The sequence below is a fragment of the Nocardioides sediminis genome (assembly GCF_003047295.1).
Classification (GTDB): Bacteria; Actinomycetota; Actinomycetes; order Propionibacteriales; family Nocardioidaceae; genus Nocardioides; species Nocardioides sediminis.
On sequence record NZ_PZYZ01000001.1, the window covers coordinates 783,699 to 810,673 of the forward strand.

General features: G+C 72.8%; 24 protein-coding genes and 2 tRNA genes. 23 read left to right on the forward strand and 3 right to left on the reverse strand.

The genetic code is table 11. The features are described from left to right. The first annotated feature begins 18 nt into the window (after window positions 1-18). From DAI17_RS03805 to tig, 7 genes are all read left to right on the forward strand, one after another. Window positions 19-885, forward strand: coding sequence for an alpha/beta hydrolase (locus tag DAI17_RS03805; RefSeq protein WP_107771515.1), 867 nt, complete (start codon window positions 19-21; stop codon window positions 883-885). Between the two features lie 29 nt (window positions 886-914). Next, window positions 915-1,436 (forward strand): ribose-5-phosphate isomerase, encoded by a 522-nt coding sequence (locus tag DAI17_RS03810; RefSeq protein WP_107771516.1) that lies wholly within the window; start codon window positions 915-917, stop codon window positions 1,434-1,436. Next, a complete protein-coding gene (locus tag DAI17_RS03815) occupies window positions 1,429-2,310 on the forward strand; it encodes an Fpg/Nei family DNA glycosylase (RefSeq protein ID WP_107771517.1) in 882 nt (293 codons plus the stop codon). Before DAI17_RS03810 ends, DAI17_RS03815 begins: the two co-directional genes overlap by 8 nt. Next, the gene (locus DAI17_RS03820; protein ID WP_107771518.1) at window positions 2,307-3,395 is read left to right on the forward strand and encodes a PP2C family protein-serine/threonine phosphatase; all 1,089 of its coding nucleotides are present in this window, start codon (window positions 2,307-2,309) and stop codon (window positions 3,393-3,395) included. The genes DAI17_RS03815 and DAI17_RS03820 overlap by 4 nt, the downstream gene beginning before the upstream one ends. Before the next feature lie 84 nt (window positions 3,396-3,479). Continuing rightward, window positions 3,480-3,553, forward strand: a tRNA-Gly gene (locus DAI17_RS03825). Between the two features lie 34 nt (window positions 3,554-3,587). Continuing rightward, window positions 3,588-3,663: transfer RNA gene (locus DAI17_RS03830), tRNA-Pro, on the forward strand. A 149-nt stretch (window positions 3,664-3,812) separates the two neighbouring features. Beyond that, window positions 3,813-5,219 carry a trigger factor gene (gene tig, locus DAI17_RS03835; protein WP_107771519.1) on the forward strand — a complete coding sequence of 469 codons (1,407 nt, stop codon included), beginning with the start codon at window positions 3,813-3,815 and terminating at the stop codon, window positions 5,217-5,219. A 91-nt stretch (window positions 5,220-5,310) separates the two neighbouring features. Here tig and DAI17_RS03840 read toward each other — a convergent pair whose 3' ends face one another. Beyond that, window positions 5,311-6,480 carry a phosphotransferase gene (locus tag DAI17_RS03840; RefSeq protein WP_107771520.1) on the reverse strand — a complete coding sequence of 390 codons (1,170 nt, stop codon included), beginning with the start codon at window positions 6,478-6,480 and terminating at the stop codon, window positions 5,311-5,313. A gap of 99 nt (window positions 6,481-6,579) precedes the next feature. Here DAI17_RS03840 and DAI17_RS03845 point away from each other — a divergent pair, with 99 nt between their 5' ends. The 6 genes from DAI17_RS03845 to DAI17_RS20865 all read left to right on the forward strand — a co-directional run bounded on the left by DAI17_RS03845 (window position 6,580) and on the right by DAI17_RS20865 (window position 12,942). After that, window positions 6,580-7,770: a lipase family alpha/beta hydrolase gene (locus DAI17_RS03845; protein ID WP_107771521.1), complete on the forward strand. Its 1,191-nt coding sequence runs from the start codon at window positions 6,580-6,582 to the stop codon at window positions 7,768-7,770. 142 nt (window positions 7,771-7,912) lie between these two features. After that, window positions 7,913-8,500, forward strand: a complete 588-nt coding sequence (locus DAI17_RS03850) for an ATP-dependent Clp protease proteolytic subunit (RefSeq protein ID WP_325049846.1) — start codon at window positions 7,913-7,915, stop codon at window positions 8,498-8,500. 4 nt (window positions 8,501-8,504) lie between these two features. Beyond that, window positions 8,505-9,116 carry an ATP-dependent Clp protease proteolytic subunit gene (locus tag DAI17_RS03855; RefSeq protein ID WP_107771523.1) on the forward strand — a complete coding sequence of 204 codons (612 nt, stop codon included), beginning with the start codon at window positions 8,505-8,507 and terminating at the stop codon, window positions 9,114-9,116. A gap of 117 nt (window positions 9,117-9,233) precedes the next feature. Then, complete coding sequence (gene clpX / locus DAI17_RS03860) at window positions 9,234-10,517, forward strand: ATP-dependent Clp protease ATP-binding subunit ClpX (protein ID WP_107771524.1); 1,284 nt, start codon at window positions 9,234-9,236, stop codon at window positions 10,515-10,517. 126 nt (window positions 10,518-10,643) lie between these two features. Then, a complete protein-coding gene (locus DAI17_RS03865) occupies window positions 10,644-12,038 on the forward strand; it encodes a hypothetical protein (RefSeq protein WP_107771525.1) in 1,395 nt (464 codons plus the stop codon). 124 nt (window positions 12,039-12,162) lie between these two features. Then, entirely contained in the window at window positions 12,163-12,942 is a 780-nt protein-coding gene (locus tag DAI17_RS20865) for a hypothetical protein (RefSeq protein WP_159081339.1), read from the forward strand. Window positions 12,943-13,076: 134 nt separating this feature from the next. Here DAI17_RS20865 and valS read toward each other — a convergent pair whose 3' ends face one another. After that, window positions 13,077-15,695, reverse strand: coding sequence for a valine--tRNA ligase (gene valS / locus DAI17_RS03875; RefSeq protein ID WP_107771764.1), 2,619 nt, complete (start codon window positions 15,693-15,695; stop codon window positions 13,077-13,079). Between the two features lie 78 nt (window positions 15,696-15,773). Between valS and DAI17_RS03880 the strand changes: the two genes are divergently transcribed. The 3 genes from DAI17_RS03880 to DAI17_RS03890 are packed head-to-tail and all read left to right on the forward strand — an operon-like array spanning window position 15,774 to window position 18,471. Next, entirely contained in the window at window positions 15,774-16,676 is a 903-nt protein-coding gene (locus DAI17_RS03880; RefSeq protein ID WP_107771526.1) for a GNAT family N-acetyltransferase, read from the forward strand. 23 nt (window positions 16,677-16,699) lie between these two features. After that, the gene (locus DAI17_RS03885) at window positions 16,700-18,067 is read left to right on the forward strand and encodes a bifunctional folylpolyglutamate synthase/dihydrofolate synthase (protein WP_107771527.1); all 1,368 of its coding nucleotides are present in this window, start codon (window positions 16,700-16,702) and stop codon (window positions 18,065-18,067) included. After that, window positions 18,064-18,471 carry a DUF4233 domain-containing protein gene (locus DAI17_RS03890; protein ID WP_234412161.1) on the forward strand — a complete coding sequence of 136 codons (408 nt, stop codon included), beginning with the start codon at window positions 18,064-18,066 and terminating at the stop codon, window positions 18,469-18,471. The genes DAI17_RS03885 and DAI17_RS03890 overlap by 4 nt, the downstream gene beginning before the upstream one ends. Window positions 18,472-18,508: 37 nt before the next feature. Here the strand turns inward: DAI17_RS03890 and DAI17_RS03895 are convergent, their stop codons facing one another. Further along, a complete protein-coding gene (locus DAI17_RS03895) occupies window positions 18,509-19,837 on the reverse strand; it encodes an aminotransferase-like domain-containing protein (RefSeq protein WP_107771528.1) in 1,329 nt (442 codons plus the stop codon). A gap of 71 nt (window positions 19,838-19,908) precedes the next feature. Between DAI17_RS03895 and DAI17_RS03900 the strand changes: the two genes are divergently transcribed. The 7 genes from DAI17_RS03900 to rodA all read left to right on the forward strand — a co-directional run bounded on the left by DAI17_RS03900 (window position 19,909) and on the right by rodA (window position 26,974). Beyond that, entirely contained in the window at window positions 19,909-20,586 is a 678-nt protein-coding gene (locus tag DAI17_RS03900; protein WP_107771529.1) for a pyridoxamine 5'-phosphate oxidase family protein, read from the forward strand. Window positions 20,587-20,596: 10 nt separating this feature from the next. Beyond that, a complete protein-coding gene (gene ndk / locus DAI17_RS03905) occupies window positions 20,597-21,016 on the forward strand; it encodes a nucleoside-diphosphate kinase (RefSeq protein WP_107771530.1) in 420 nt (139 codons plus the stop codon). A 158-nt stretch (window positions 21,017-21,174) separates the two neighbouring features. Next, complete coding sequence (locus tag DAI17_RS03910) at window positions 21,175-22,203, forward strand: rod shape-determining protein (RefSeq protein WP_107771531.1); 1,029 nt, start codon at window positions 21,175-21,177, stop codon at window positions 22,201-22,203. Then, entirely contained in the window at window positions 22,203-23,126 is a 924-nt protein-coding gene (mreC, locus tag DAI17_RS03915) for a rod shape-determining protein MreC (RefSeq protein WP_107771532.1), read from the forward strand. Before DAI17_RS03910 ends, mreC begins: the two co-directional genes overlap by 1 nt. Window positions 23,127-23,139: 13 nt before the next feature. Next, the gene (gene mreD / locus DAI17_RS03920; RefSeq protein WP_107771533.1) at window positions 23,140-23,649 is read left to right on the forward strand and encodes a rod shape-determining protein MreD; all 510 of its coding nucleotides are present in this window, start codon (window positions 23,140-23,142) and stop codon (window positions 23,647-23,649) included. Next, a complete protein-coding gene (mrdA, locus tag DAI17_RS03925) occupies window positions 23,649-25,784 on the forward strand; it encodes a penicillin-binding protein 2 (protein WP_107771534.1) in 2,136 nt (711 codons plus the stop codon). Before mreD ends, mrdA begins: the two co-directional genes overlap by 1 nt. Further along, window positions 25,781-26,974, forward strand: coding sequence for a rod shape-determining protein RodA (rodA, locus tag DAI17_RS03930; protein WP_234412163.1), 1,194 nt, complete (start codon window positions 25,781-25,783; stop codon window positions 26,972-26,974). Before mrdA ends, rodA begins: the two co-directional genes overlap by 4 nt. Window position 26,975: the final 1 nt, after the last annotated feature.

Genomic DNA, 26,975 nt, shown 5'->3' on the forward strand with positions numbered 1-26,975 from the left:
CACCGGCAGACTGGCGGCATGTATCCCGAGGTGCGAGCGGCCGTCGCGGCCGACGACGGTCCCGACTTCCGTGCTCCCGGCTACGACCTGGCGGGCCACCGCGAGCAGACGCGGCTGGCCAGCCTGGAGGAGCCGCGCGAGGAGGTGGCCGAGGCCAGGGACGTCGACGCCGACGGGGTCCCGTCCCGGCTCTACACGCCGGTCGACGCGGTGGACGGCGTGGTCGTCCACCTGCACGGCGGCGGGTTCGTCTTCAACGACATCGACGTGCACGACGGGTTCAGCCGGCGGCTGGCCAACCGCAGCCGCCGCCGGGTGCTGAGCGTCGGCTACCGCAAGCCGCCCGAGCACCGCTTCCCCGCGGCTCCCGACGACGTCGACACCGCCCTGGGGTGGCTGGGCCGCCAGGGCGTCCCCGGTCGATGGGCGGTGCACGGCGACTCGGCCGGGGCCAACCTCGCGCTCGTCGCCGCGCTGCGCAACCCCGGCCTCTTCGCGGCCGTGGCCCTGGTCTACCCGTTCCTCGAGCCGCACGCGGGTCACCCGTCGTACACCGAGGGCGTGCCCAGCGGCTTCGACCCCGCCGAGGCGCGCTGGTACTGGGAGCAGTACGCCGACGAGTCGGCCTGGGACCACCCCGACCTGGCCCCGCTGCGCTCGGAGCGCCTCGGCACGCTGCCCCCGACCCTGGTCGCGACCGCCGAGCACGACCCGCTGCGCGACGAGGGGGAGGAGCTGGCCCGGCGGCTCGCCGAGGAGGGCGTCGCCACGGTCGGCATCCGCTGCCTGGGGCAGACCCACGGCTTCTACCGGCACGCGCAGTTCACCGCCGCCGAGCCGTTGGTGAGGCAGGTCTCAGGCTTCGTGGACCAGCACCTGGGCTGATCGCCGTTCCGGCCTGAGAGACTGCTGCCATGCGCGTACACCTCGGTTCCGACCACGCCGGCCTCGAGCTCAAGGACCACCTGATGACGTGGCTCGTCGACCACGGCTACGAGCCGGTCGACCACGGGCCGTTCGTCTACGACGCCCTCGACGACTACCCCTGCTTCTGCCTCCGCGCGGCCGAGGGCGTGGCGGCCGACCGGGCCGAGGGCCTCGACGCCCTCGGCGTCGTGATCGGCGGCTCGGGCAACGGCGAGCAGATGGCCGCCAACAAGGTCGAGGGCATCCGGTGCGCGCTCGTCTGGTCGGAGGAGACCGCCGTCCTCGCGCGCGAGCACAACGACGCCAACATGGTCTCCGTCGGCGGCCGCATGCACTCCCTGGACGACATGGTGCGCTTCGTGGAGGTCTTCCTCACCACCGCGTTCACCGAGGACGAGCGGCACGTACGACGCATCGGACAGCTCTCGACGTACGACACCAGCGGCGAGCTCCCCCCGCTGCCGGCGTCGGCGCTCCAGGGTCCCGCGGAGGACCGCACGGGTGCCTGAGGGGCACACCCTCCGGCGCCTCGCCACCGACCTCGACACCGCCTTCGCGGGCCGCCGCGTCCACGTGGGCAGCCCGCAGGGGCGCTTCGCCGCCGACGCCGCCCTCGTCGACGGGAGCCTCCTGGTCGGTGCCGACTCCGCCGGCAAGCACCTGTTCGTGGAGCTCGAGCACGAGCGCCTCGTGCACGTCCACCTCGGCCTCATCGGCTCCTTCGACGTGCACACCGGGGTCGACGAGGTGCCACCTCCGGTCGGCCAGGTCCGGCTGCGGATCGTGACCACGGGGCAGGGCCCGACGGCGTACGCCGACCTGCGCGGCGCCACCCGGTGCGACCTGGTCGGTCCCGCCCGCCGCGACGAGGTCATCGCCCGCCTCGGGCCCGACCCGCTGCGCGCCGACGCCGAGCCCGAGCGGGCCTGGCGGCGCATCAAGGCCAGCCACCGGCCGATCGGCGACCTGCTCATGGACCAGGCGGTGCTGGCCGGCGTGGGCAACGTCTACCGGGCCGAGGTGCTCTTCCGCCACCGTGTCCACCCGCTCCGTCCGGGGACCACGCTGCGCGTCGGGCAGTGGCACGCGATCTGGGACGACCTGGTCGTGCTGATGGCACAGGGCGTCGTCGCCAACCGCATCGACACGGTGCGCCCCGAGCACACGCCCGAGGCGATGGGCCGTGAGCCGCGGCAAGACGACCACGGTGGCGAGGTCTACGTCTACCGGCGGACCGGCCAGCCCTGCCTGGTGTGCGGCTCCACCGTGCGGACCGAGGTGCTCGCCGGGCGAAATGTCTTCTGGTGTCCGCGTTGTCAGCCCCGGTTCCGCTCCCGGGCCTTACAGTCGTCGCACCGACCCCCGCAAGGACCCAGGACATGAGCACAGCCCGATCCGCAGGCGCGTCGCCGAGCCTCGGTCGCCGCTTCGAGGACTGGCTCATGCGCGTCATGCCGCCGGAGTCGCGCGCGCTGGGGGTGCTGGTCATCCTCGCCCTCGCGATCTCGCTCGCGATCTGGAAGGTCCCGGACTGGTCGCCGATCAACACCCTGATCGTGCCGCTGGTGATCGGCAGCCTGGTGCTGGGCCCCCGGCAGCTCCCGTGGTTCGTCGTGTTCGTGCTGCTGCTCCTCGCCGTGCTGGTGCCGCAGCAGCCCGACATCACCAAGCGCATCGCCGTCACGGTCCTGGTCGTGTTCACGGTCGGCTTCATCATCCTGCTGTCCAGCTTCCGGCGCTCGCGCCTCGGGGTGGCCGGCCTGCGGGGCGAGTCGATGCTCGTCGACCTGCGCGACCGCATCCTCAAGCAGGGACGCATCCCCGACCTCCCCGACACCTGGCTCGTGGAGAGCGAGCTGCGCTCAGCGGGCGGCACCGCCTTCGCCGGCGACTTCGTGGTCGCGGCGCGCCACGACGACCGGCTGGACGTCGCGGTGGTGGACGTCTCCGGCAAGGGCGAGGGCGCCGGGACCCGCGCCCTGCTGCTTTCCGGGGCGCTCGGCGGGCTGCTGCGGGCGCTGCCGCCCGAGGAGTTCCTGGTCGCCGCCAACGACTTCCTGCTCGACCAGGACTGGGACGAGGGGTTCGCCAGCGCCGTGCACCTCTCCCTCGACCTCGACACCGGTCGGTACGCCGTCCGCTCGGCCGGCCACCCGCCCGCCGCGCTGCGGACCGCAGGGTCGGGCCGATGGTCGGTGCTCGAGGCCGAGGGCCCGGTCCTGGGCCTCATCGAGGGCACGGCGTACGACTGCGTCGAGGGCGTCATGAAGCCCGGGGACGCCCTGCTGCTCTACACCGACGGCATGGTCGAGACCTCGGGACGCGACATCATGCTCGGGGTCGACCGGATGCTCGGCCAGGCCGAGCGGTTGCTGCGGGGCCAGTTCGAGGGCGGGGCCGCCCGGCTCATCGAGGCCCTCGGGTCGCGCAACGACGACCGCGCCCTGCTGCTCGTCCACCGGCGCTGACCCGGCTCGGTTGTGGCAGGTGTGGCGCGGTGTGGCACCATGACACCGCGTCGGAGCGGCCTGGCGGCCGCCTCGGAGAGGCACGCGGATGTAGCTCAATGGTAGAGCCTCAGTCTTCCAAACTGATTACGCGGGTTCGATTCCCGTCATCCGCTCCAAGCGGGTCCTTCCGCCCCGGAGAGACCCACTTGGCGGGGCGTAGCGTAGTGGCTAGCGCGCCTGCTTTGGGAGCAGGAGACCGCAGGTTCGAGTCCTGTCGCCCCGACCAGCGGATTTCGGTGGCCCGTCGGGTGCCCAGTAGGCTGCCCTGAGGCCCGGAGCCGCTGGCGCACAGCGCCCGGCGCCCCCAGACCACATCGTCGTCCTGCCGTTCCGCGCGGGACGCGGACACCACTGCAGACACTGAGGAGACAACCTGTGAAGAGCGCCGTCGAGAACTTGAGCCCGACCCGGGCCAAGCTGACTGTCGAGGTGCCCTTCGAGGAGCTCAAGCCGAGCCTCGACGCGGCGTACAAGAAGATCGCCCAGCAGATCAACGTCCCCGGCTTCCGCCGCGGCAAGGTCCCGCCGGCGGTGATCGACCGCCAGGTCGGCCGCGGCGTCGTCCTCGACGAGGCCATCAACGAGGTCGTCCCGGCCAAGTACATGGAGGCCCTGCGGGAGAACGAGCTCGAGCCGCTCGCCCAGCCCGAGATCGAGGTCACCAAGCTCGAGGACAACGACACGCTGGAGTTCACCGCCGAGGTGGACGTCAAGCCGCAGTTCGAGCTCCCGGCCTACGAGGGCCTCGAGGCCGAGGTCGAGGACGTCGAGGTCACCGACGCCGACGTCGAGGAGCAGGTCCAGGCGCTCCGCGAGCGCTTCGGCACCCTCACCGAGGTCGAGCGCGAGGCCGCCGACGGCGACTTCGTGACCATCGACCTGACCGCCGCCAAGGAGGGCGAGACCGTCGAGGGCGGCGAGGTCTCCGGCATGTCCTACAAGGTCGGTCGCGGCGGCATGCTCGACGGCCTCGACGAGGCCCTGGTCGGCATGAAGGCCGACGACGAGAAGACCTTCTCCTCCCAGCTCGTCGGTGGCGACCTGGTGGGCGAGGACGTCGAGGTCACCGTCAAGGTCACCGGCGTGCAGGAGCAGCACCTGCCCGAGGTCGACGACGAGTTCGCGCAGATGGCCTCCGAGTTCGACACCGCCGAGGAGCTCACCGCCGACGTGCGCGAGCGTCTCGGTCGCGGCAAGCGCCTCGAGCAGGCCGCCGCCGCCCGCGACGCCGTCCTGGAGGCGCTGCTCGAGAAGGTCTCCATCCCGCTCCCGGAGACCATGGTCGCCGACGAGCTCAACGCGCGCCGCGAGAACGTCGAGCAGCAGCTCGTCTACGCCGGCCTGACGATGGAGAAGTACCTCGAGGACGAGGGCCAGACCACCGAGGAGTTCGAGGCCGACCTCGAGCGCCGCGTGCGGGACGCCATCGCGGCCCAGTTCATCCTCGACGCCGTGGCCAAGAAGGAAGAGCTCGGCGTCGACCAGCAGGACCTCTCCTCGCACCTGGTGCGGCGCGCCCAGCAGTCCGGTCAGGACCCGCAGGAGTTCGCCAACCACATGTTCGAGCACAACCACATCCCCGAGCTCGTGCAGGAGATCCTGCGCGGCAAGGCGCTCGCCACGATCGTGGAGTCGGCGACCGTCAAGGACGCCTCGGGCAACCCGGTCGAGCTCAAGAACCTGCAGCCCGACGGCACCATCGGTGAGCCGACAGTCGAGGGTGACGAGCCCGCCGAGAACGCCGCGGCCGGCGAGGACTCCGAGGACACCGCCCAGGCCTGATCGGCCCGAGCAGCACCACTGCACTGCCACGGCGGGGCGTCCGGAGCGATCCGGGCGCCCCGCCCGTGCGTCCGGGGCAGCCGGTCCCGGGTCAGCTCGCGGTCGCGTCCAGCAGGTCGCAGCAGTACGTCGCCAGCGCCGCGCGGGCAGTGGCCAGCGCGGCCAGCCGGTCGGCGGGCACCGACTCCAGCAGCTCCACGGGGACCGAGGGCAGCGCGACGAACAGCATCATCGACACGGCGTGCCCGCGGCGTACGACGTGGGGGTCGGCGTCCGCACCCTCCTCGGCGAGGCCGTCGAGGTAGGCCCGCAGGATCAGCTCGTCGAGGTCCGCCACCTCCTCGGTGGTGAGGGCGGGTCGGGTGCCGAGCTGGAGGTCCCCCGCGAGCAGCTGGCCGAGGTCGTGGCCGAGGGGCTGGGGCCGCCAGAACTGGAAGTCGATGAGCACGAGCCCGTCCCGCCCCGGCACGCGGAGCAGGTTGCCCGGGCACGCGTCCCCGTGGCTGGCGGCGGTCGGCAGCGCCGCGAACTCGGCGGCGACGTCGTCCACGCGGGCGGCCGCGTCGAGCAGCCGGTCCCGCAGCACCGGCCCGTAGGTCCCGGCCAGGGCGGGGTGGCGCCACAGGTCGTCGTCGAGCAGCGGTGGGATCACCCCGTGCTTGAGCCGGCCGGCGACCATGAGGTCGACGTGCCACACGTGCGGGTCGAGCGCGGCGAGTCCGGCGACCTCTGGGCTGCCCGACAGGCGTCCGAGGAGTCGCGCCGCCTCGGCGTACTCCGCGTCGCTCCACGGCCCCGGGACGGGGTCGAGGGCCTCCAGCCAGATGCTGCGCGACCCCTCGTCGAGGTCGTGGACGGCCAGGCACCGCGGCATGCCGAGCCCGTCGGGGAGCCTGGCGGCGAGGTCGGAGCGGTAGACGAGCGCCTCGGCCTCCCACGGCAGGGCGATCGTGGCGAACGTCCGCACCTCCGGCGGCACGGTCGCGAAGAACGGCGAGCGGTCGAACCGGTGGACGTGCTTGACGAAGAGCCTGAACTCCCGCGGGCCGGCGCCGGCGTCCGCCGTGCCCGTGACCCAGGTGCGGGACGCCGTGGTGATGGAGGGGACGTCGTAGGCCACCGGCGACGTGGCACTGCCGAGCAGCTCGACGGCGGGCACGCCCCACAGCGCGGCGACCATGGCGGCCAGCTCGTCGTCGGGCACGTCGGCGGGCCCCAGGTCCCTGCGGTCGTGCGCGCCTGCTCGGCCGATGTCCGGCATGGGGATGAGTCTGGACCGGATCCGCGCCGACCGGGAGCCCCGAGCGGACCCGCGCGACAGCCGGTGCACAGGCGTCCACCGGTCGCTAGGCTGCCGCCCATGGCCGCCACGACACCCGGTCCCGGACTGCTCGACACCCTGTCGCTGGCCGCCGAGGTCGTCGACGGCCTGGGCGTCCGCACGGCGCGCGACACCCACCTCGCCTGGGTCGACCGCGTCCACGGGCTGCTCGACCCCGCGCTGGGGCCCTCGTCGGCGCTGGCCGGGCGGGTGCACCGGACCGTCGCGACGGGCGTGTACGGCGGGCTCGCCGCGGGCCTGGGGGCGGCGCGCCGAGGTCTGGACCGGGCCGCGGACGCGGGCCTGGACGGGCGCGTCGGCGGACGGCTCGAGGAGCGCCGCGGGGGCCGCCTCCTCCGCGCGGCGGTCAACGGGTTGATCGGGGACCGGCTCGCCCGGGAGCGTCCGCGGTGGTCCATCCCGATGGCGGTGCGGGTGGGCGGTCGCGACGTCGACCTGACCTCGGACGGTGTGCGCACGGCGTACCCGGACGCGACCGGACGGCTGGTGGTCTTCCTGCACGGCCTCTGCGAGGACGAGACCTTCTGGTCACGCGGGCGGGACGTGGTGGGGACGACGTACGCCGAGGCGCTCGCCGCGCGCGGGTGGAGCCCCGTCATGCTGCGCGCCAACACGGGGCTCGGACTGCGGGTCAACGGTGCCGCCCTCACCTCGGTGCTCCACGACCTCACCCGTTCCTGGCCGGTGCCGGTCACGCGGATCGCGCTCGTCGGCCACTCGATGGGTGGTCTGGTCATGCGGGCGGCCGCCGACGTGGCCGACGGGTGCGAGGACTGCGACGACCACTGGGTCGACCTCGTGAGCGACGTCGTGACCCTCGGGACCCCACACCTCGGGTCGCCGGTCGCGGGGGCCGTGGGTGCCGGCAGCCGGGGGCTGGGGTGGCTGCCCGAATCGGCGGCCTTCGGGCGCGTCCTGGACTGGCGCTCGGTCGGTGTGCACGACCTGGTCCACGGCTTGGCCCACGACGTGGCTCCTCTCCCGCACGCGCGTTACCGCCTGGTGGCGGCCACGCTGACCGGCTCGCCCCGGCACCCCCTCGGCGCGGTGCTCGGCGACGGCCTGGTGCGCCGGGACTCCGCCCACGGGCGGGGGAGCGGCGTGGACCTGTTCCCGGGGGCGGACGTGCTCCACGTGGGCGGCACCGGCCACTTCGACCTGCTCAACCACCCGCGCGTGCACCAGGCGCTGCGCGACTGGCTGGCCTGAGCGTCCCGCCCCGGGCCTGAATCCGCTGTGGGCGAACAGGGGCGGGGTTCGCGTGGAAGTGTCGGCGCTTCGGGCTAGTGTCGCTGACGTGAACCAGAACTCCAGCCCAGCTCTCTCGCCCGAGATGAACGGCGCCGGGTCGATGTACGGACTCGACGACCACATCTACCAGCGGCTGCTCCGCGAGCGGATCGTCTTCCTCGGTTCCGAGGTGCGCGACCAGAACGCCAACGCGATCTGCGCCCAGCTGCTGCTGCTCTCGGCCGAGGACCCCGAAGCCGACATCTTCCTCCACATCAACAGCCCCGGTGGCTCCGTCGACGCCGGCATGGCGATCTACGACACGATGAACTACATCCCCAACGACGTCGCCACGGTCGGCATGGGCCTGGCCGCCTCGATGGGCCAGTTCCTGCTGTGCGCGGGCACCAAGGGCAAGCGCTACGCCCTGCCGCACGCGCGGATCATGATGCACCAGCCGTCCTCCGGGATGGGTGGCTCGGCCTCCGACATCAAGATCCAGGCGCAGCAGTCGCTGCACATCAAGAAGGTGCTGCTCGACCTCATCGCCGAGCACACCGGCCAGCCCGTCGAGCAGGTCATCGCCGACGCAGACCGCGACCGCTGGTTCACCGCCGACCAGGCCGTCGAGTACGGCCTCGTCGACCAGGTCATCACCAGCGCCCGCGAGGCAGCAGACGAGGGCCGCCCCGCGCGGCAGAAGGACTGACACCGTGAACTACTACATCCCGCAGTGGGAAGAGCGCACGTCCTACGGGTTCCGGCGCATCGACCCCTACGCCAAGCTGTTCGAGGAGCGCATCATCTACCTCGGCACCCCGATCAGCGACGACGTGGCCAACGCGGTCATCGCCCAGCTGATGTGCCTGGAGACGATGAACCCCGACCAGGACGTCAGCATCTACATCAACAGCCCCGGCGGCTCGTTCACCGCGCTGACGGCCATCTACGACACGATGAAGTTCATCAAGCCCGACGTGCAGACCGTGTGCCTCGGGCAGGCGGCCTCGGCCGCGGCGATCCTGCTCGCCGCCGGGACCCAGGGCAAGCGCCTCGCGCTGCCCAACAGCCGCATCCTGATCCACCAGCCCTACACCGAGGGCACCTTCGGCCAGACCTCGGACATCGAGATCCAGGCCAACGAGATCCTGCGCATGCGCGAGCTCCTGGAGAAGATGATCGCCGAGCACACCGGCAAGTCCATCGAACAGGTGAGCCAGGACATCGAGCGTGACAAGATCCTCACCGCCGAGCAGGCCGTCGAGTACGGCCTGATCGACCAGGTGATCGAGTCGCGCAAGGGCGCCCCCGCGCTCACCAGCTGACCAAGGCAGTTCACGGCGATGCTCCGTGTCCGGCGCCCGCGCGGGGCCGGCACGGGGTACCGTCGAGGAGTTTGAAAGCGCCGGGACCCTCCCGGCAGGATCCGGAGGAAACGACCCGTGGCTCGTATCGGTGACGGTGGCGACCTGTTGAAGTGCAACTTCTGCGGCAAGAGCCAGAAGCAGGTCAAGAAGCTCATCGCAGGCCCCAACGTCTACATCTGTGACGAGTGCATCGAGCTCTGCAACGAGATCATCGAGGAGGAGCTCGCCGAGGGCAGCGAGGTCAGCCTCGACGAGCTGCCCAAGCCGCGGGAGATCTTCGAGTTCCTCAACTCCTACGTGATCGGCCAGGAGCACGCCAAGAAGTCCCTGGCCGTCGCCGTCTACAACCACTACAAGCGGGTCCAGGCCGGCCTGCAGCCCGTCGGTGGCAAGCACACCAAGGACGAGGCCGTCGAGGTCTCCAAGTCCAACATCCTGGTCATCGGCCCCACGGGGTGTGGCAAGACCTACCTCGCGCAGACCCTCGCCCGGATGCTCAACGTCCCGTTCGCGATCGCCGACGCCACCGCCTTGACCGAGGCGGGCTACGTCGGCGAGGACGTCGAGAACATCCTGCTCAAGCTCATCCAGGCGGCCGACTACGACGTCAAGAAGGCCGAGACGGGGATCATCTACATCGACGAGATCGACAAGGTGGCCCGCAAGGCGGAGAACCCCTCGATCACGCGCGACGTCTCCGGCGAGGGCGTCCAGCAGGCGCTCCTGAAGATGCTGGAGGGCACCACCGCCTCGGTGCCCCCGCAGGGTGGTCGCAAGCACCCCCACCAGGAGTTCATCCAGATCGACACCACCAACATCCTGTTCATCGTCGGCGGTGCGTTCGCGGGCCTCGAGCAGATCGTCGAGCAGCGGGTCGGCAAGAAGTCGCTCGGCTTCACGGCCGAGGTCCGCGGCCAGGCCGAGCGCGACGCCCAGGACCTGATGGCGCTGGTCCGCCCCGAGGACCTCACCAAGTTCGGCCTGATCCCCGAGTTCATCGGCAGGCTCCCGCTCATCGCCAGCGTCAGCAAGCTCGACAACGAGGCCCTCGTCCAGATCCTCACCGAGCCGCGCAACGCGCTGGTCAAGCAGTACCAGAAGCTCTTCGAGCTCGACGGTGTCGAGCTCGAGTTCACCGACGACGCCATCGCCTCCATCGCCGACAAGGCCCTCGAGCGCGGCACGGGTGCACGCGGGCTGCGCGCCATCATCGAGGAGGTCCTCCTCCACGTGATGTACGACGTCCCGTCCCGCGAGGACGTGGGCCGGGTGATCGTCAGCCGCGAGGTCGTCGAGGACGACGTGGCGCCCACGCTGGTGCCGCGCGAGACCGAGGCGAAGAAGAAGAAGTCGGCCTGACCAGCACCCCATGCCCCGATCGGGTGGTGTGGCCTAGTCAGTTTTCGTCAGATCGCTGCACGGCCCGTGGCTGACGTCGTGTGATCACGCACACTGGAGACGTTCGAGCTGAAGGGGTGTCTCTCGGTGCACGCAGAGCACAAGGGGCCGCTGCTCGCGTTCGTCATCGTGGCGATCCTGTGCGGCGTGCTCCTCGGTCAGGCCAACCGCGACGAGGCGGGTGGCAGCCCTGTCGCGTCCTCGGACCCCGGTGCCGTGGGTGGCCGGGTGGCCTCCGGCGTGGCTCCGTCCGAGTCCTCCGCAGGCCCGTCCGACGCTGCGTCCGAGACGACGTCCGCTGCCCCGCCCGCCGCCGACGAGGGACCGCCCGAGGGCGAGGTCAGCCCCTCGTTCCCGGCCACGAGCCCGCCGTCGACGTCGACGCCCGACTCGGTCCCGGAGCCGGGGGACGCGCCGGACCCGGCCCCGGGTGAGGGATCGGCCCCCGCGACGCCGACTCCCGGAACGGACGGTTCCGACGCGCCCGCGGAGACCGAGGCGCCGACCCGCCCCGACGCCTCCGTCGACACCGCACCGGATGACGCCGCGGTCGGCGTCGAGGACGACGAGACGGTCGACCCGGTGGCACCGGCCGAGACCGTGCAGCAGGCCGTCTTCGTGGCCCAGCGTGCCGTCGCCCAGGCCGTGAAGGAGGCCGCGGAGGCGCAGGTGGCCGAGGGCGTCGCGCAGCAGGCCGAGCAGGTCGCGGTGCAGGCGGCAGCGACCGCCAAGGACCCCGCGGGCCAGCTCGTGGCGGCCGCAGCCCTGGTCGAGGCCGTGCGTGCCCGCAAGATCGCGGACAAGGCGGCCGCGGAGGCGACCGCAGCCCAGCGCCGGGCCGAGCAGGCCCTCGAGCGCGTGGAGGAGGTGGCGAAGGAGAGCGGCGGTCCCGCCAAGGACGACGAGCCGGTGCCGGACACCAACTCGGACCGCCAGGTCGTCCTCGACCCGCCGACCCCCGCCGCACCCCCGGCCGACGAGCCCGTCGAGACCCCGGCAGAGGTCCCGGCCGAGGAGGCGGCCCCGGTTCCGGACGAGAAGCCGGTGGAGGCGCCGGCCGAGGAGCCGGCCGACGGGACCACCGAGGCACCGGCCGAGGAGCCGGCCGACGGGACCACCGAGGCACCGGCCGAGGAGCCGGCCGACGAGACCACCGAGGCGCCGGCCGACGGGACCACCGAGGCGCCGGCCGAGGGAACCACCGAGACGCCGGCCGAGGGAACCACCGAGGCGCCGGCCCCGGAGCCGGCCGGGACAGCGGCGGAGGGGACCTCCACGACCACGGCGCAGGAGGCCGCCGTGCAGGTCGAGACTCCGGTCGAGGGATCCTCCACGACTCCGGTGCAGGAGCCCGCCGAGACGCCGGCCGAGGCGCCGGCCGAGGCGGCCGACGAGCCGGGGGGTGACGACACGGCGGGGGCTCCGGTCGAGCCCGCGCCGGAGGTCGACACCGCGGCTGAGGAGCCGACCCCGACGGAATGACGGGCGGGTGGCCCGAACGGGCCATGCTCCGACTAGTCACTTCGGGCTATTTGGGCTATCGATGGTGTGAGGCACCCGGATCGCGCGCGAGAATGGGGGTCGATGGTTCCAAGGGGGTTCTCGGGTGAGTGCTGAGCACAAGCGACCGCTGTACGCGTTCGTCCTGGTGACGATCCTGTGCGCCGTCATGCTGGGGCACGCGATCCGCACGGACGCGCTCGTCGGGTTGCTCACTCCCGGTCGGGGCCAGGTCGCCGTGGCGGCCCCCGAGCCTCGCCCGGCTGCCTCCGGCACGCCCGTGGGCCAGGCGCCGACCGGTCGCGAGCCCGTCGCGCTCACCTCCACGACGTCCGCGCCCACTGCCGCCGCGACGGGCGTGGCCACCGCGGCCCCCACGCGGGTACGCCGGGCGGTGGCGGTGGCGGTCGCGTCCGGCGCCGGTGCGGGCGCGGTCACCCCCGTCGGCCAGACCACGACCGAGCTCGTCACCACGCCGGTCGAGGCGACCACCGCTCCGGCTCCCGTCCCCTCGGCGGCGGAGCAGGCCGTCGAGGACGCTGCTGAGAAGGCAGCGGAGCAGGCAGCCACGAGGGCACAGCAGGCTGCCGACAGGGCTGCGGCCCGGGCCGCGCGTCAGGTCGAGAAGGCCGCCGAGCGGGCCGCTCGCCAGGCCGAGAAGACGGCCGAGCAGGCCGCCGCGGAGGCCGTCGTCGCCGCCCGCAAGGCCGCCAAGGAGGCCGAGAAGGTCGAGAGGGCGGCAGCCAAGGAGGCCGACAAGGCCGCCAGGGAGGCCGAGAAGGCCGCTGCGGCCGCAGCGAGGGACGCAGCCAAGGACGCTGCGACGGCGGCCAAGGACGCTGCGACGGCGGCCAAGGACGCCGCTAAGGCCGCGACCCAGCACTGAGCCGGCCACCTGGCCGCGCGCGACAGGTTCACCGCGCCGAGGGGCGTCGTACGCCGCCGGTCCGAGCGCCGCAGGCCCCGGGGTCGGTCACGGACCGACCCCGGGACACCGGGTCTGCGAGGCAGACGCCGGGCCTACTCCGAGGCCGTCGCCACCTCGGCGTCGACGGAGATCTGCTGCGCCGACTCGTCGCGGGTGAACACCAGGTCGCCGGTGATCTTGCCGGCGCGCCGCAGGTCACCGGCCGCCGCCTCCGCGGCGTCGACCAGTGCGGGAGGGCCGCTGATCTCCACGCGGGAGAGCTCGGCCTTCATGGAGACCTTCGCCTGGGACTTGGCGCCGCGGATGCCGATGAGGGCGGCGGCCACCGCGTCGACCATCGTCGGGTCGGCCGCGGCGGCAGCGCCGAGGTCGGTGCCGACCGGCCAGGACGCGAGGTGGATCGAGCCCTCCTGCCACCACGACCAGACCTCCTCGGTCGCGTAGGGCAGGAACGGCGCGAGCAGGCGCAGCTGGACGTGCAGCGCGACGGCGAGCGCCGCCCTGGCCGAGGCGGTGGCGGGACCGCCGTCCTCGTCGTACGCGCGCTCCTTGACCAGCTCGAGGTAGTCGTCGCAGAACTCCCAGAAGAACTTCTCGGTGACCTCGAGGGCGGTGGTGTAGTCGTAGGCGTCGAAGGCCTCGGTCGCCTTGCGCACCACGACCTCGAGCCGTCCGAGCAGGGCGCAGTCGATCGGCTCGCTGACGGCGAAGTGGTCGAGCGAGGTGGCGCCGACGTTGCCGAGCACGAACTTGGAGGCGTTGAGCACCTTCATCGCCAGCCGGCGGCCGACCTTCATCTGCGACTCGTCGAAGGGGGAGTCCAGCCCGGGACGGCCCAGCGCGGCCCGCCAGCGGACGGCGTCGGCGCCGTACTTGTCGAGGATCTCGGTCGGGACGACCACGTTGCCCTTGGACTTCGACATCTTCTTGCGGTCGGGGTCGACGATGAACCCGGAGATCATCGCGGTGCGCCACGGCGCCGAGCCCTGCTCGAAGTGGCCGCGCACCACCCGGCTGAAGAGCCAGGTGCGGATGATGTCGTGGGCGTGGGTGCAGAGGTCGTAGGGGTAGACCCGCTCGAAGAGGTCCTCGTCGGTGGTCCATCCGCCGGCGATCTGCGGGGTCAGCGAGGACGTCGCCCAGGTGTCCATGACGTCCGGGTCGCCGATGAAGCCGCCCGGCTTGCCGCGCTGCTCCTCGTCGTAGCCGCGCGGGGCCTGCGTCGACGGGTCGACCGGCAGCTCGGCCTCGGAGGGCATGAGCGGGTGGTCGTAGTCGGGGTCGCCGGCGTCGTCGAGCGGGTACCAGACGGGGAACGGGATGCCGAAGAACCGCTGGCGGCTGATGAGCCAGTCGCCGTTGAGGCCTCCGACCCAGTTGTCGTAGCGGTGCTTCATGTGGGCCGGGATCCACTGGACCTCGTCGGCCCGGGACAGCATCTCGGCGCGGGTCGCGGCGTCCCGGCCGCCGTTGCGGATGTACCACTGGCGGGTGGCGACGATCTCGAGCGGCTTGTCGCCCTTCTCGTAGAAGTTGGCCATCCGCTGGGTCGGCGTCGGCTCGCCGTCGAGGTCGCCGGTCTCGCGCAGCTTGGCGACCACCGCCTCGCGGGCGCTGAAGGTCGTCTTGCCCTTGAGGTCCTCGTACGCCGCCGCGGCGGTCTCGCCGGAGAGCCACTCGGGGGTCTCGCGGAGCATCCGGCCGTCGCGGCCGATCAGGGTCCGCACCGGCAGGTCGAGCTCGCGCCACCACATCACGTCGGTCAGATCGCCGAACGTGCAGCACATGGCGATGCCGGCGCCCTTGTCGGGCTCGGCGGCGGGGTGCGCCAGGACGGGGATCTCGACCCCGAACACCGGCGAGGTCACGGTCGTGCCGAAGAGGTCGGCGTACCGCTCGTCGTCGGGGTGCGCGATGAGGGCCACGACGCTGGGGATGAGCTCGGGGCGGGTCGTCTCGATGTGGACCGGTTGGCCGTCGGGGCGGTGGAACGCCACGCGGTGGTAGGCGCCGGGGTAGTCGCGGGCCTCGAGCTCGGCCTGGGCGACGGCGGTCTGGAAGGTGACGTCCCAGAGCGTGGGAGCCTCCTGCAGGTAGGCCTCGCCGCGGGCGTAGTTGCGCAGGAAGGCGGTCTGGCTGACGGCCTGCGACTTGGGCCCGATGGTCGTGTAGTTCTCCTCCCAGTCCACCGAGAGGCCCAGGGTCCGCCACAGCGACTCGAAGACCTTCTCGTCCTCCTCCACCAGCTGCTCGCACAGCTCGATGAAGTTGGGACGGCTGATCGGGACCTGCTTCTTGGGGTCCGGCTTCTCCGGCGGGGTGAAGTCGGCGTCGTAGGGCAGGGACGGGTCGCAGCGGACGCCGTAGTAGTTCTGCACGCGGCGCTCGGTGGGCAGGCCGTTGTCGTCCCAGCCCATCGGGTAGAAGACCGTCTTGCCCCGCATCCGCTGGTAGCGCGCGATGAGGTCGGTGTGGGTGTAGGAGAAGACGTGCCCGACGTGCAGGCTGCCGCTCACCGTGGGCGGCGGGGTGTCGATGGAGTAGACCTCGTCGCGGGGGCGCGTGCGGTCGAAGCGATAGGTCTGGTCGGCCCTCCACCGCTCGGACCAGCGGGACTCGAGGCCCTCGAGCACGGCCTTGTCCGGTACGACGACGGCACGCCGCTCGGCGGTCGTCGTGTCCGGGGCCTGGTTCTCGGGGTTCTCAGTCATGGTGCGCATGCTACGGAAGCGCCTCTCGCCTGCGAAAACCAGTTACGGGGCGGGGCGCGGGCTGGCTAGCGTCGCGCCATGCACCTGGAGTTCCACGACCGTCCCGACACCTTCCTCGACGCCGCCGGCGACCTGTTGGCGGCCGAGCCCGTCCTGGGCAGCGTGATCGCCAGCGTGACCGAGCGGACCGCGCGCGAGCTGGCGCAGGGACGCGACTCCTGGCCCGAGGCGGGGGCGCCGTTCGACCGCTGGTGGCTCGCGGTGCGCGACGGTGCGGGCGCGGTCGTCGGTGCGGCGATGCGCACGGCGCCCTTCAAGCCGTGGCCCACCTACTCGCTGGCGATGCCCGACGAGGCCGCCGCGCTGCTCGCCGCGGCCCTGCAGGACCGCGGCGACGTGCTGGGAGGGTGCAACGGGGTGCTCCCCGGCGCGGGGGTCCTCGCCGCCGAGTCGGCGCGGCTCTCCGCCGCGACGATGACCGTCGGCAAGCACACCCGGCTGTGGGAGGCCACGACGGTGGACGTGCCCCCGGCCCCCGAGGGGAGACTGCGGCGGGCGACCGAGGCGGACGTCGACCTGGTGCTCGACTGGTTCCGCCGTTTCCACGCCGAGGCCGACGAGCAGGCCGGCCGGGCTCCGGACCACGCGGGCGGCGAGCACAACACCCGCGAGAGCGCCCTGGTCCGCATCCGCGAGGGCGTCGAGTGGCTCTGGGAGCTCCCGGACGGCGAGGTCGCGCACCTCACCGGCGCCAGCCTGCCGTCGTACGGGGTCTCCCGGATCGGCCCGGTCTATACGCCGCGCAAGCACCGCGGGCGGGGCATCGCCAGCCACGTGGTCGGGGCCCTGACCCGTCGCGGCCTCGAGCAGGGGCACCGGATGTGCCTCTTCACCGACCAGGCCAACCCGACGTCCAACAAGATCTACGAGGCGCTCGGCTACCGTCCCGTCGTCGACATGGCCGAGCACGTGATCGCCTGAGCCACCCCTAGACTCGTCGCGAGATGAGTGAGTATTCCCCCGACGCCCGCCCGGCCGAGACCTTCGCCGAGGTCGAGGACGCCCTGCTGTCCCGCTGGCCGGAGACCCGGCTCGAACCCAGCCTGGACCGGATCGAGGCGTTCACCGAGCTCCTCGGCGAGCCGCAGCGCTCGTTCCGGACCATCCACCTGACCGGCACCAACGGCAAGACGTCGACCAGCCGGATGATCGAGGGCCTCGTGCGTGCGCTCGACCTGCGCACCGGCCGCTTCACCAGCCCGCACCTGGAGAAGATGAGCGAGCGGATCAGCATCGACGGGGAGGCGCTGACCGACGAGGAGTTCGTGCGTGCCTTCAACGACGTCGCGCCCTACACGCACCTCGTCGACGCCGACCAGCCGCACCCGCTGAGCTTCTTCGAGACGATCGTCGGGATGGCGTACGCCGCGTTCGCCGACGCCCCCGTGGACGTCGCGGTCGTCGAGGTCGGCATGGGCGGGGCGTGGGACGCCACCAACGTGGTCGACGCCGACGTCGCGGTGGTGCTGCCGGTCTCGGTCGACCACGCCAAGTACCTCGGGGACTCGCCCATCGCCATCGCCCACGAGAAGGCCGGCATCATCAAGCCCGGCTCGGTCGCCGTGCTCGCCCAGCAGGAGCCCGACGTGGCCGCCGTGCTCATCGAGCGGGCGGCGGAGGTCGGCGCCACCGTCGCGCGCGAGGGCATGGAGTTCGGGGTCGTCTCCCGCGTCCCGGCGGTCGGCGGCCAGGTGCTCGCCCTCCAGGGCCTCCGCGCCCGGTACGACGACGTGTTCCTGCCGCTCTACGGCGCCCACCAGGCGCAGAACGCCGTGGTCGCGCTGGCGGCGGTCGAGGCCTTCGCCGGCGAGGAGCCGCTTGACGCGGACCTGGTGCGCGCGGCCTTCGCCGAGGCCACGTCCCCGGGCCGGCTGGAGATCGTCCGGCGCAGCCCCACCATCGTGCTCGACGCGGCGCACAACCCGCACGGCGCCGCGGCCACCGCGGCGGCGCTCGAGGACTCGTTCACCTTCTCCCCGCTCATCGGCGTGATGGGCGTGATGAGTGACAAGGACGCGGTCGGGGTGCTGGAGGCCTTCGAGCCCCACCTCGAGCACCTGGTCTGCACGCAGAACTCCACCTCGCGGTCGATGAGCGCGGAGGCCCTGGGCATGGCCGCCACCGAGATCTTCGGCGAGGACCGGGTGACCGTGGTCCGCGACCTGGCCGACGCGATCGAGCGGGCGGCGACGCTGGCCGAGGCCGGCGAGGCGTTCGGCGATCCGCTGGGCTCCGGGGCGGTGCTGGTCACCGGCTCGGTCGTCACCGTCGGCGAGGCGCGGTCGATGCTGTTGCGGCGGGCGCGCTCGTGAGCGACACGTCCGCGTCCCGCGGCCCGGCACCGCACAACACCGAGCGCTCGCCCCGTCGCGGCATGTGCGCCGCGGTGCTCTGCCTCGAGGCGATCACGCTCGGGCTCACGACCCCGGTGATGATCACGATCGCGGACGTCGACACCGGGACCGCGCTGGCCGTCGGGCTCGGGCTGGCGGTCGTGTGCCTGCTGCTCGCCGGGATGCTGCGGGCCGAGTGGGCCTACCTCGCCGGGTACGCCGTGCAGGTCGCGGCCATCGGCCTCGGCTTCGTGATCCCGGTGATGTTCGGTCTCGGTGCGGTCTTCGCCGCTCTGTGGGCCGGCGCAGACCTGCTCGGTCGCAAGATCGAGCGCGAGCGCGCTGCCGCGTGGGCGGCGTACCGCGCCGAGAACCCGGACTGACCGCGAGCTCACCGCTCCCGCGGGTCGGCCGGACGCGTCAGCCGGCCAGCGAGCGGGCCAGCACGGCAAGGCCGGCGTCGAGCTGCTCGTCGGTCGGTCCGCCGAAGCCGACGACCAGGCCGGAGAGGTCCGCCGAGCGACAGTGGTCGGCGAGCAGGGTCACGCGGAAGCCCGCGTCCTCGGCGTCCTGCCGGGCACGGAGGGCACGGTCGTGGGGGAGCAGCCACGTCGAGTACATCCCGGCGACCGGGCCGGCCAGCTCGGCGTACGGCGACAGGGCGGCGACGACGCGGGGCGCCCGCTCGGCGTAGGTCCGACGGGCCGACCGGACGACGGCGTCGACGTAGCCGTCGCGCAGCAGCGCCCGGTAAGCGCGCTGGACCGGCCAGGCCGGGGCGTCGTGGGTGATCCGGCGGTGCTCGTCGAGGGCGGGACGCAGGTGCGGTGGGGCGACCAGCCAGCCGAGCCGCAGCGACGGGGAGACCGACTTGGAGGCGGTCCCGAGGTAGGCCACGAGGTCGGGTTCCAGGGACGCCAGCGCCGGCACCGGCGCCACGTCGTAGCGGAACTCCGAGTCGTAGTCGTCCTCCACCACCACCGCGCCGTCGCGCCGTGCGGTCGCGAGCAGGGTGAGCCGGTGCTCGGCGGGCATCACCCGGCCCAGGGGGTGTTGGTGGGCGGGCGTGACGTACGCCGCGCACGCGGCGGTCAGGTCGGTCACCGGCTCGAGCGCCGGCAGGTCCAGGACGGCCCGGCCGGTCTCCGCCACGGTGAGCACCGCCGCCCGGTAGCCCGGGTCCTCGATCGCGACGGGATCGCGTGGCAGGACCGCGAGCAGGTGCCGCAGCCCGGCCGTGGTCCCCGCGGTGACCACGACGTCCTCGGGGTCCACGGCCAGCCCGCGCGTCCGGCCGAGGCGCTCGGCCAGCAGCACCCGCAGCTCGGGCAGCCCGCGCGGGTCGTCGTAGCCCCGCGGCGGGGTCGCCGAGGACAACTCCCGCCAGGCGCGGCGCCAAGCGGCGGCGTGCCGGCCGTCGATCCACGGGGTGCCGGCGTCGAGGTGGACGAGCGGGGTGGCGGTGGTCGGCGCCGGTCGCCGGGGGACCGCGGCGGCCGCCGGCCCGGCCCCGCCCGTGACCCAGGTGCCGGACCCCTGGCGGCCCTCGATCCAGCCCTCGGCCCGGAGCTGGTCCCAGGCCTGCTCGGCCACCGAGCGGGCCACGCCGAGGTCGGCGGCGAGCCGGCGGGTGCTGGGCAGCCGGTCACCGGGGGCCAGCGTGCCGGCCACGACCAGGCGGCGTACCTGGTCGGCGAGCTGGAGGCCCAGCGGGCGCGGGTCCGCGCGGTCGAGGGTGAGGGGGAGCACGAGAAGTGGCCTGTCGAAGTCATCCCGATGTGGCCGGTGCGTGCAGGCCACCTGTCGAGCAGGATCCTCCCATGAGCACGCCGCTGGAGCCCACCGCCCGGACCCGCACCAACCGCGGTCGTCGCCGCGCCGTCGTCGACCGCTCCCGCCTGATGGTCCTGCTGGACGACGCGCTGGTGGCCCACGTCGGGGTGCAGGTCGGCGACCGCCCGCTGGTGCTGCCCTCGGCCTTCGGCGTGGACCCGGACGGTCCCGACCGCGACGGCACGCTCTACCTGCACGGCTCGGTGGCCGCCGGCTGGCTGCGGGCCGCGCCCGCGGCGACCGTGTGCGTCACCGTCACCGAGCTCGACGGCCTCGTCGCCGGGCGGTCGGCCTTCCACCACTCGATGAACTACCGGTCGGCGGTGGTGGTCGGGGAGGCCCGGCTGGTCGACGACCCGGCCGAGCGGCAGCACGCGCTGGACCTGATCGTCGACCACATGGTGCCGGGGCGGTCCGCCACCCTGCGCCCCAGCACCCGCAAGGAGCTGGCGGCGACCGCCGTGGTCGCCGTACCGCTCCACGAGGCGTCGATGAAGGAGCGCACCGGCGGCCCCGGGGACGAGCCCGCGGACGTCGCGGGCGGCACCTGGGGCGGTCACGTGCCGCTCCGCCGGGTGGCCGGGACGCCGGTGCCCGACCCCGACGCCGGGGGAGAGGTGCCCCCGGACGTGACCGCGCGCGCGGTGGCGCTCGGGGCCGGATAGTCTCCGGCCCATGACTGAGCGTTCCCTGGTCCTCGTCAAGCCCGACGGCGTGCGCCGCGGCCTCACCGGTGAGGTGGTCCGTCGCGTCGAGGCGAAGGGCTACCGGCTGGTGGCCCTCGAGCTGCGGCCCGCCACCCGCGAGCTGCTCGCCGAGCACTACGCCGAGCACGAGGGCAAGCCGTTCTACGAGCCGCTCGTGGAGTTCATGCTCTCGGGCCCGGTCGCCGCGATGGTGCTCGAGGGCGAGCGCTGCATCGAGGGCTTCCGCTCGCTGGCCGGCGCCACCGACCCGACCGTCGCCGCGCCGGGCACGATCCGGGGCGACCTCGGCCGCGACTGGGGCGAGAAGGTCCAGCAGAACATCGTCCACGGCTCCGACTCGCCCGAGTCCGCCGCCCGCGAGATCGGCATCTGGTTCCCGGCCCTGTGACGCGCTGACGACGTCGGCGCCGCACGGCGGCGCCGGCCTCCGCGTGTCCTCCCCGGAAGGGGGTGTCGGGCTACCTACGCTTTGGGCGTGGGCCGGCGAGGGGACCGGTCCCTTCCCCGACACGCAGTGTTTCGACACGCAGGCACAAGAGGCAGCGCATGGCACACAGTCTCATCGGCCGCGACATGGCCGTTGACCTCGGCACCGCCAACACGCTGGTCTACGTCCGCGGCAAGGGCGTGGTGCTCGACGAGCCGTCGGTCGTGGCGATGAACGCCACGACCGGTGAGGTGCTCGCGGTCGGCCACGAGGCCAAGCGGATGATCGGGCGCACGCCCGACAACATCGCCGCCATCCGGCCGCTCAAGGACGGCGTCATCGCCGACTTCGAGGCGACCGAGCAGATGCTGCGCTACTTCATCCAGCAGGTGCACCGGCGCCGCTACTTCGCCAAGCCGCGGATGGTCATCTGCGTGCCCAGCGGGATCACCGCCGTCGAGCAGCGTGCGGTCAAGGAGGCCGGCTACCAGGCGGGTGCCCGCAAGGTCTACATCGTCGAGGAGCCGATGGCGGCCGCGATCGGCGCCGGGCTGCCCGTGCACGAGGCCACCGGCAACATGGTCGTCGACGTCGGCGGCGGCACCACCGAGGTCGCCGTCATCAGCCTCGGCGGCATCGTCACCAGCCTGAGCGTCCGCACCGCCGGGGACGACCTCGACCAGTCGATCATCGCCTGGATGAAGAAGGAGTACTCCCTGATGCTCGGGGAGCGCACCGCCGAGGAGATGAAGATGACCCTCGGCTCGGCCTTCCCGCTGCCGACCGAGCCGGAGGCCGAGATCCGCGGCCGCGACATGGTCTCGGGCCTGCCCCGCACGGTCGTCGTCTCCAGCGCCGAGGTCCGCCAGGCGCTCGAGGAGCCGCTGCACAACATCATCGACGCGGTCCGCGGGACGCTCGACCAGACCCCGCCGGAGCTGGCCGGCGACATCATGGACCGCGGCATCGTGCTGACCGGCGGTGGCGCCCTGCTCCGCGGCCTCGACGAGCGGCTGCGCCACGAGACCGGCATGCCCGTCCACGTCGCCGAGGACCCGTTGTCGTCGGTCGCCTACGGCGCCGGCAAGTGCGTCGAGGAGTTCGAGGCGCTCCAGCAGGTGCTGGTCTCCGACCCGAGGCGCTACTGATGGCCGACACCCGCGAGCGGCGCTGGCGAGGCATCGACCGCCTCGACGCGCGCAGCCGCCCGCCCCGGTCGCTGTTCGTCGCGCTCCTCCTGGCCAGCGCCACGCTGATCACCCTCGACTACCACGGCGGCACCGACTCGGCGATGGAGCCGGCCCGCCGGGTCGTCGGCGAGGCGTTCGGTCCCGTGGAGTCGGTCACCGCCGGGGTGGTGCGCCCCTTCACCTCCGTGCCGGCCTGGCTGCGCAGCCAGGGCGCCCTCGGCGACGAGATCCGCGAGCTCGAGGCCGAGAACTCCGCGCTGCGCAACGAGGTCGAGACGGCCGGCTTCGACCGCAACCGCCTCGAGCAGTACGACGGTCTCACCCAGGCCGCCCAGGACCTCGGGCAGGCGCTGGTCCCGGCCCGGGTGGTCGCCTTCGGCCCGTCGCAGTCCTTCAGCAACACCGTCACCATCGACGCCGGCTCGCGGGCCGGGATCGGCCCGGACATGACGGTCGTCAACAACGACGGCCTCGTGGGCCGGGTGCTGCGCGTGACCCGCTCGACCGCCACCGTCCTGCTCGTCACCGACACCGAGTCGATCGTCGGCGGGCGGATCGGCTCCAGCATGGAGATCGGCTTCGTGCACGGCCGCGGGTCGCTGGCCGACGACGGCGGGCTCGACCTGCGGCTCGTCGACGACGCCGTCGTCCCCGCCGAGCACGACACGGTCGTCACCTGGGGCAGCAGCGGCGGCCCCTACCAGCCCGGTGTGCCGATCGGCGAGGTCACCGAGGTCTACAGCAGCCTGCTCGAGACGTCCCAGCGGGCCGTCGTCAGGCCGTTCGTCGACTTCTCCGCCCTCGACGTGGTCGGGGTGATGGTGCCGACCGGCACCACGAGCGACCGCGCGGTGGTCGAGGCGGACGGAGCCCTGCGGTGAAGGCGGTGCTGAGGTGACCCGCTTCCGCGCGCCGATCGCGCTCGTCGCCGTCGTCGTCGCCCTGGTGCTCCAGGTCTCGCTCTTCCCGCACCTGGCCTGGCAGGGCGTCGTGCCCAACCTGTGCCTGCTCGTGGTGGTCGCCGCGGCGCTGACCATCAACGCGCCCTCCGCACTGCTGCTGGGGTTCGCGGCCGGGGTCGCGCTCGACCTGGCTCCGCCGGCCGACCACGTGGCCGGCCGCTGGGCGCTGGCGCTCACCGTGGTGGCCTTCCTGGCCGTCCGCGTCCGCCAGGACGTGCGCCCGACCGCGGTGGCCGTCGTGGCCACGGTCGCCGCCGCGTCGTTCGTCGGCACCTCGATCTTCGCGCTCACCGGGCTGCTGCTCGGCGACTCCTGGTCGGTGGGCGAGCTGCTCCGGGTCGTGGGCATCGCCGTCGTCTGGGACGTCCTGCTCACCCCGTTCGTCCTGCCGCCGCTGATGCGGCTCTTCGGCCGGCTCGACCCGCGACTGGCGGCTGCCTGATGGGTGGGGTCGACGGCTCGCGGCGCAGCCGCCTGCGACTGGTGGTCGTGCAGGCCCTGGTGTTCTCGCTGTTCGCCACGCTCTTCGTGCGGCTCTACTACCTCCAGGTCGTCGGCGGTGACGACTACCAGGCGATGGCGGCCGACCAGTCGGTGCGCGACATCGTCGTGCAGCCGCAGCGCGGCCTCATCGTCGACAACCAGGGCCGGCCGCTGGTTGCCAACCGCACCTCGTGGATCATCTCGATGGACCGCAACCTGATGGGCAAGATGACCGACCGTCAGCGCACCGAGCTGGTGCGGCGCGTGTCGGTCGTGGTGGGCGAGGACGCCGAGACGATCGAGCAGCGGCTGGTGACGTGCGGCCACGAGGGCAGCATCCGCGGCACCTGCTGGAACGGGTCGCCGTACCAGCCGGTCCCGGTCGCCACCGACGTCTCCAAGGACGTCGCGCTGAGGGTGCTCGAGCAGCCCGAGGACTACCCCGGCGTGCTCGCCGAGCAGCAGAGCGTCCGCGCCTACCCCCAGCCCTACGGCATCAACCTCGCGCACGTGCTCGGCTACCTCAGCCCGATCACCGAGGAGGAGTACGACGCCGCGGCCCAGGCCGACGACCAGTCCCTCAACGGCGGCTCCGCGGTCGGCCGCGCCGGCGTGGAGAAGCAGTACGACGAGTGGCTCCGCGGCCTGCCCGGCTACCGCCGGGTCGCGGTCGACTCGATGGGCCGCGTGCTCGGCGACGACTCCGTGGTGGAGTCGACGCCGGGCGACACCCTGGTCACCTCCATCGACGCCAAGGTGCAGAGCGTCGTGGAGAAGCAGCTCGCCGAGCGGATCAGGACCCAGCGGGCCACCCTCGACCCCGTGACCGGCCGCAAGTACGCCGCCGACTCGGGCGCCGCCGTCGTCCTCGAGGCGAAGACCGGACGGGTCGTCGCGATGGCCAGCCAGCCGACGTACGACCCCGGGGTCTGGGTCGGCGGCATCAGCACCGGCGAGCTCGAGCGCCTCTACTCCGAGGAGGCCGGCACGCCTCTGCTGTCGCGGGCCACCCAGGGCCAGTTCGCGCCGGGCTCGACGTGGAAGCCGTTCATGACCGCGGGTGCGCTGCAGAACGGCTACTCGCCCCAGACCACGCTGCCCTGCTCCAGCGGCTTCCAGGTCGGCAACCGGGTCTTCAAGAACTACGAGTCGGGCGCCTACGGCAACATCGGCTTCGCCAAGGCGCTCGAGGTCTCGTGCAACACCTTCTTCTACCGGATCGGTTACGACTACTGGCAGAAGTTCGGCTCCGACGTCGCCGACGTCGACGCCAAGGACCCGCTGGTCGAGGAGGCCAAGACCTTCGGCTTCGGCTCCCGCACCGGGATCGACGTACCGGGGGAGGCCCCGGGCCGGATCGCGGACCGCGCCTGGAAGCGCGACTACTACGAGTCGATGAAGGACTACTACTGCGGGATCGCCGACAAGCCGCAGACGCCCGAGACCAGCGACTTCGTCTACAAGTTCTCCCGCGAGTTCTGCATCGAGGGCTACGCCTACCGCGCCGGTGACGCCGTCAACTTCGCCATCGGCCAGGGCGACACGATCGTGACCCCGCTCCAGCTGGCGCGGGCCTACGCCGCGCTGTCCAACGGCGGCACCCTGTGGCAGCCGACGGTCGCCAAGGCCGTGGTGAGCCCCTCGGGTGAGGTGCTGCGCCGGATCGCGCCGACGAAGGCCGGGACGGTCGACGTCCCGCGGCGCTACCTCGACTACATCGACGCCGCGCTGGAGAACGTCAGCCGCGTCGGCACGATGGCCTGGAAGCTGGGCGGCTTCCCGATCGACGACGTCACGGTCCGGGCCAAGACCGGCTCCGCCGAGGTCTACGGCAAGCAGTCGACCGGCTGGGTCGCGTCCTACACCGAGGACTACGTCGTGGTGATGATGATCAGCCAGGGCGGCACCGGCTCGGGATCGACCGGTGACGGCATCCGCAAGATCTGGGAGACGCTCTACGGCATCGAGGGGGAGAAGGTGCGCCCCGCGAAGGCGGCCATCCCCGGCACCGTCTCGCCCCGGACCCTGCCGACCTTCCTCGAGGACGGCTCCATCCTGCCGCCCGCCGTCCCCGGAGCGGGGGGCGAGAAGTGAGGCCCGCGGGGGCACCCGCCGGTCGGCCGGCCCTGCGCGCCCCGGGCCTCGACTGGCTGCTGATGGGCGCGGCCATGGGGCTCGTCGTCATCGGCACCCTGCTCGTGTGGTCGGCGACCTCCACGCGCGCCGACCTCACCGGCGGCGACGCGACGGCGTACCTGCGCAAGCAGCTGGTCAACGTCGCCATCGGCGTCGTGCTCATGGTCATGGTGCTCGCCACCGACCACCGCTGGGTGCGGATCCTGGCGCCCCTGGTCTACCTCGGCTCGATCGTGGGCCTGGTCGGCGTCCTCGTGGCGGGCAGCACCATCAACGGCTCGCGGTCGTGGCTGCAGGTCGGCGGGATGTCGATCCAGCCCTCGGAGTTCGCCAAGCTCGCGGTCGTGATCGGCATGGCGCTGCTGGTCGCCGAGCGCAGCGAGGGACGCTGGCGGCGCGGGGTCAAGACCCCCGAGGTGCTCGGGATGCTGCTCATCGCCGCGGTCCCGGCCGCCCTCATCCTCCTCCAGCCCGACCTCGGCACCATGCTCGTGCTCGCGGCCACCGTCTTCGGCGTGCTGGCCGTGGCCGGCGCCGGACGCCGATGGCTGGTGGGCCTCACGGTCGCCGGCGTCGCCGGTGCAGCCGTGGCCGTGTGGGCGGGCGTCCTCAAGGACTACCAGGTCGACCGGTTCATGGCGTTCACCAACCCCGGGCTCGACCCGCGGGGTGCGGGCTACAACACCGAGCAGGCGCGGATCGCGGTCGGCAACGGCGGGCTCTTCGGGCAGGGACTCTTCGAGGGGTCCCAGACCCGCTCCGGGTTCGTCCCCGAGCAGCACACCGACTTCATCTTCACCGTCGCCGGCGAGGAGCTCGGGCTCGTCGGGGCCGGTGTGGTGATCGCGCTGCTCGGCATCGTCATCTGGCGGGCGCTGGCCATCGCGATGGACACCGACGACGTCTTCGGCCGGGTCGCGGCGGCCGGCATCGCCTGCTGGTTCGGCTTCCAGGCCTTCCAGAACGTCGGGATGTGCCTCGGCATCATGCCGGTCACCGGCGTCCCGCTGCCCTTCGTGTCGTACGGCGGCTCGTCGATGTTCGCCGGCATGCTCGCGCTGGGGCTGCTCCAGAACGTCCACCTGCGGTCCTCGGCGGCGCTGCCGACCAGGCTGCTCGCGACCAACCGGGTGCTGGTCTCCCGCTGAG

Bases quoted from the DNA above. Each gene is read 5' to 3' on its own strand.
- DAI17_RS03805 (WP_107771515.1), top strand. From the start codon at position 19: ATGTATCCCGAGGTGCGAGCGGCCGTCGCGGCCGACGACGGTCCCGAC.
- DAI17_RS03810 (WP_107771516.1), top strand. From the start codon at position 915: ATGCGCGTACACCTCGGTTCCGACCACGCCGGCCTCGAGCTCAAGGAC.
- DAI17_RS03820 (WP_107771518.1), top strand. From the start codon at position 2,307: ATGAGCACAGCCCGATCCGCAGGCGCGTCGCCGAGCCTCGGTCGCCGC.
- DAI17_RS03840 (WP_107771520.1), bottom strand. From the start codon at position 6,480: ATGCCGGACATCGGCCGAGCAGGCGCGCACGACCGCAGGGACCTGGGG.
- DAI17_RS03845 (WP_107771521.1), top strand. From the start codon at position 6,580: ATGGCCGCCACGACACCCGGTCCCGGACTGCTCGACACCCTGTCGCTG.
- DAI17_RS03850 (WP_325049846.1), top strand. From the start codon at position 7,913: ATGTACGGACTCGACGACCACATCTACCAGCGGCTGCTCCGCGAGCGG.
- valS (WP_107771764.1), bottom strand. From the start codon at position 15,695: ATGACTGAGAACCCCGAGAACCAGGCCCCGGACACGACGACCGCCGAG.
- DAI17_RS03880 (WP_107771526.1), top strand. From the start codon at position 15,774: ATGCACCTGGAGTTCCACGACCGTCCCGACACCTTCCTCGACGCCGCC.
- DAI17_RS03885 (WP_107771527.1), top strand. From the start codon at position 16,700: ATGAGTGAGTATTCCCCCGACGCCCGCCCGGCCGAGACCTTCGCCGAG.
- DAI17_RS03900 (WP_107771529.1), top strand. From the start codon at position 19,909: ATGAGCACGCCGCTGGAGCCCACCGCCCGGACCCGCACCAACCGCGGT.
- ndk (WP_107771530.1), top strand. From the start codon at position 20,597: ATGACTGAGCGTTCCCTGGTCCTCGTCAAGCCCGACGGCGTGCGCCGC.
- DAI17_RS03910 (WP_107771531.1), top strand. From the start codon at position 21,175: ATGGCACACAGTCTCATCGGCCGCGACATGGCCGTTGACCTCGGCACC.
- mreC (WP_107771532.1), top strand. From the start codon at position 22,203: ATGGCCGACACCCGCGAGCGGCGCTGGCGAGGCATCGACCGCCTCGAC.
- mrdA (WP_107771534.1), top strand. From the start codon at position 23,649: ATGGGTGGGGTCGACGGCTCGCGGCGCAGCCGCCTGCGACTGGTGGTC.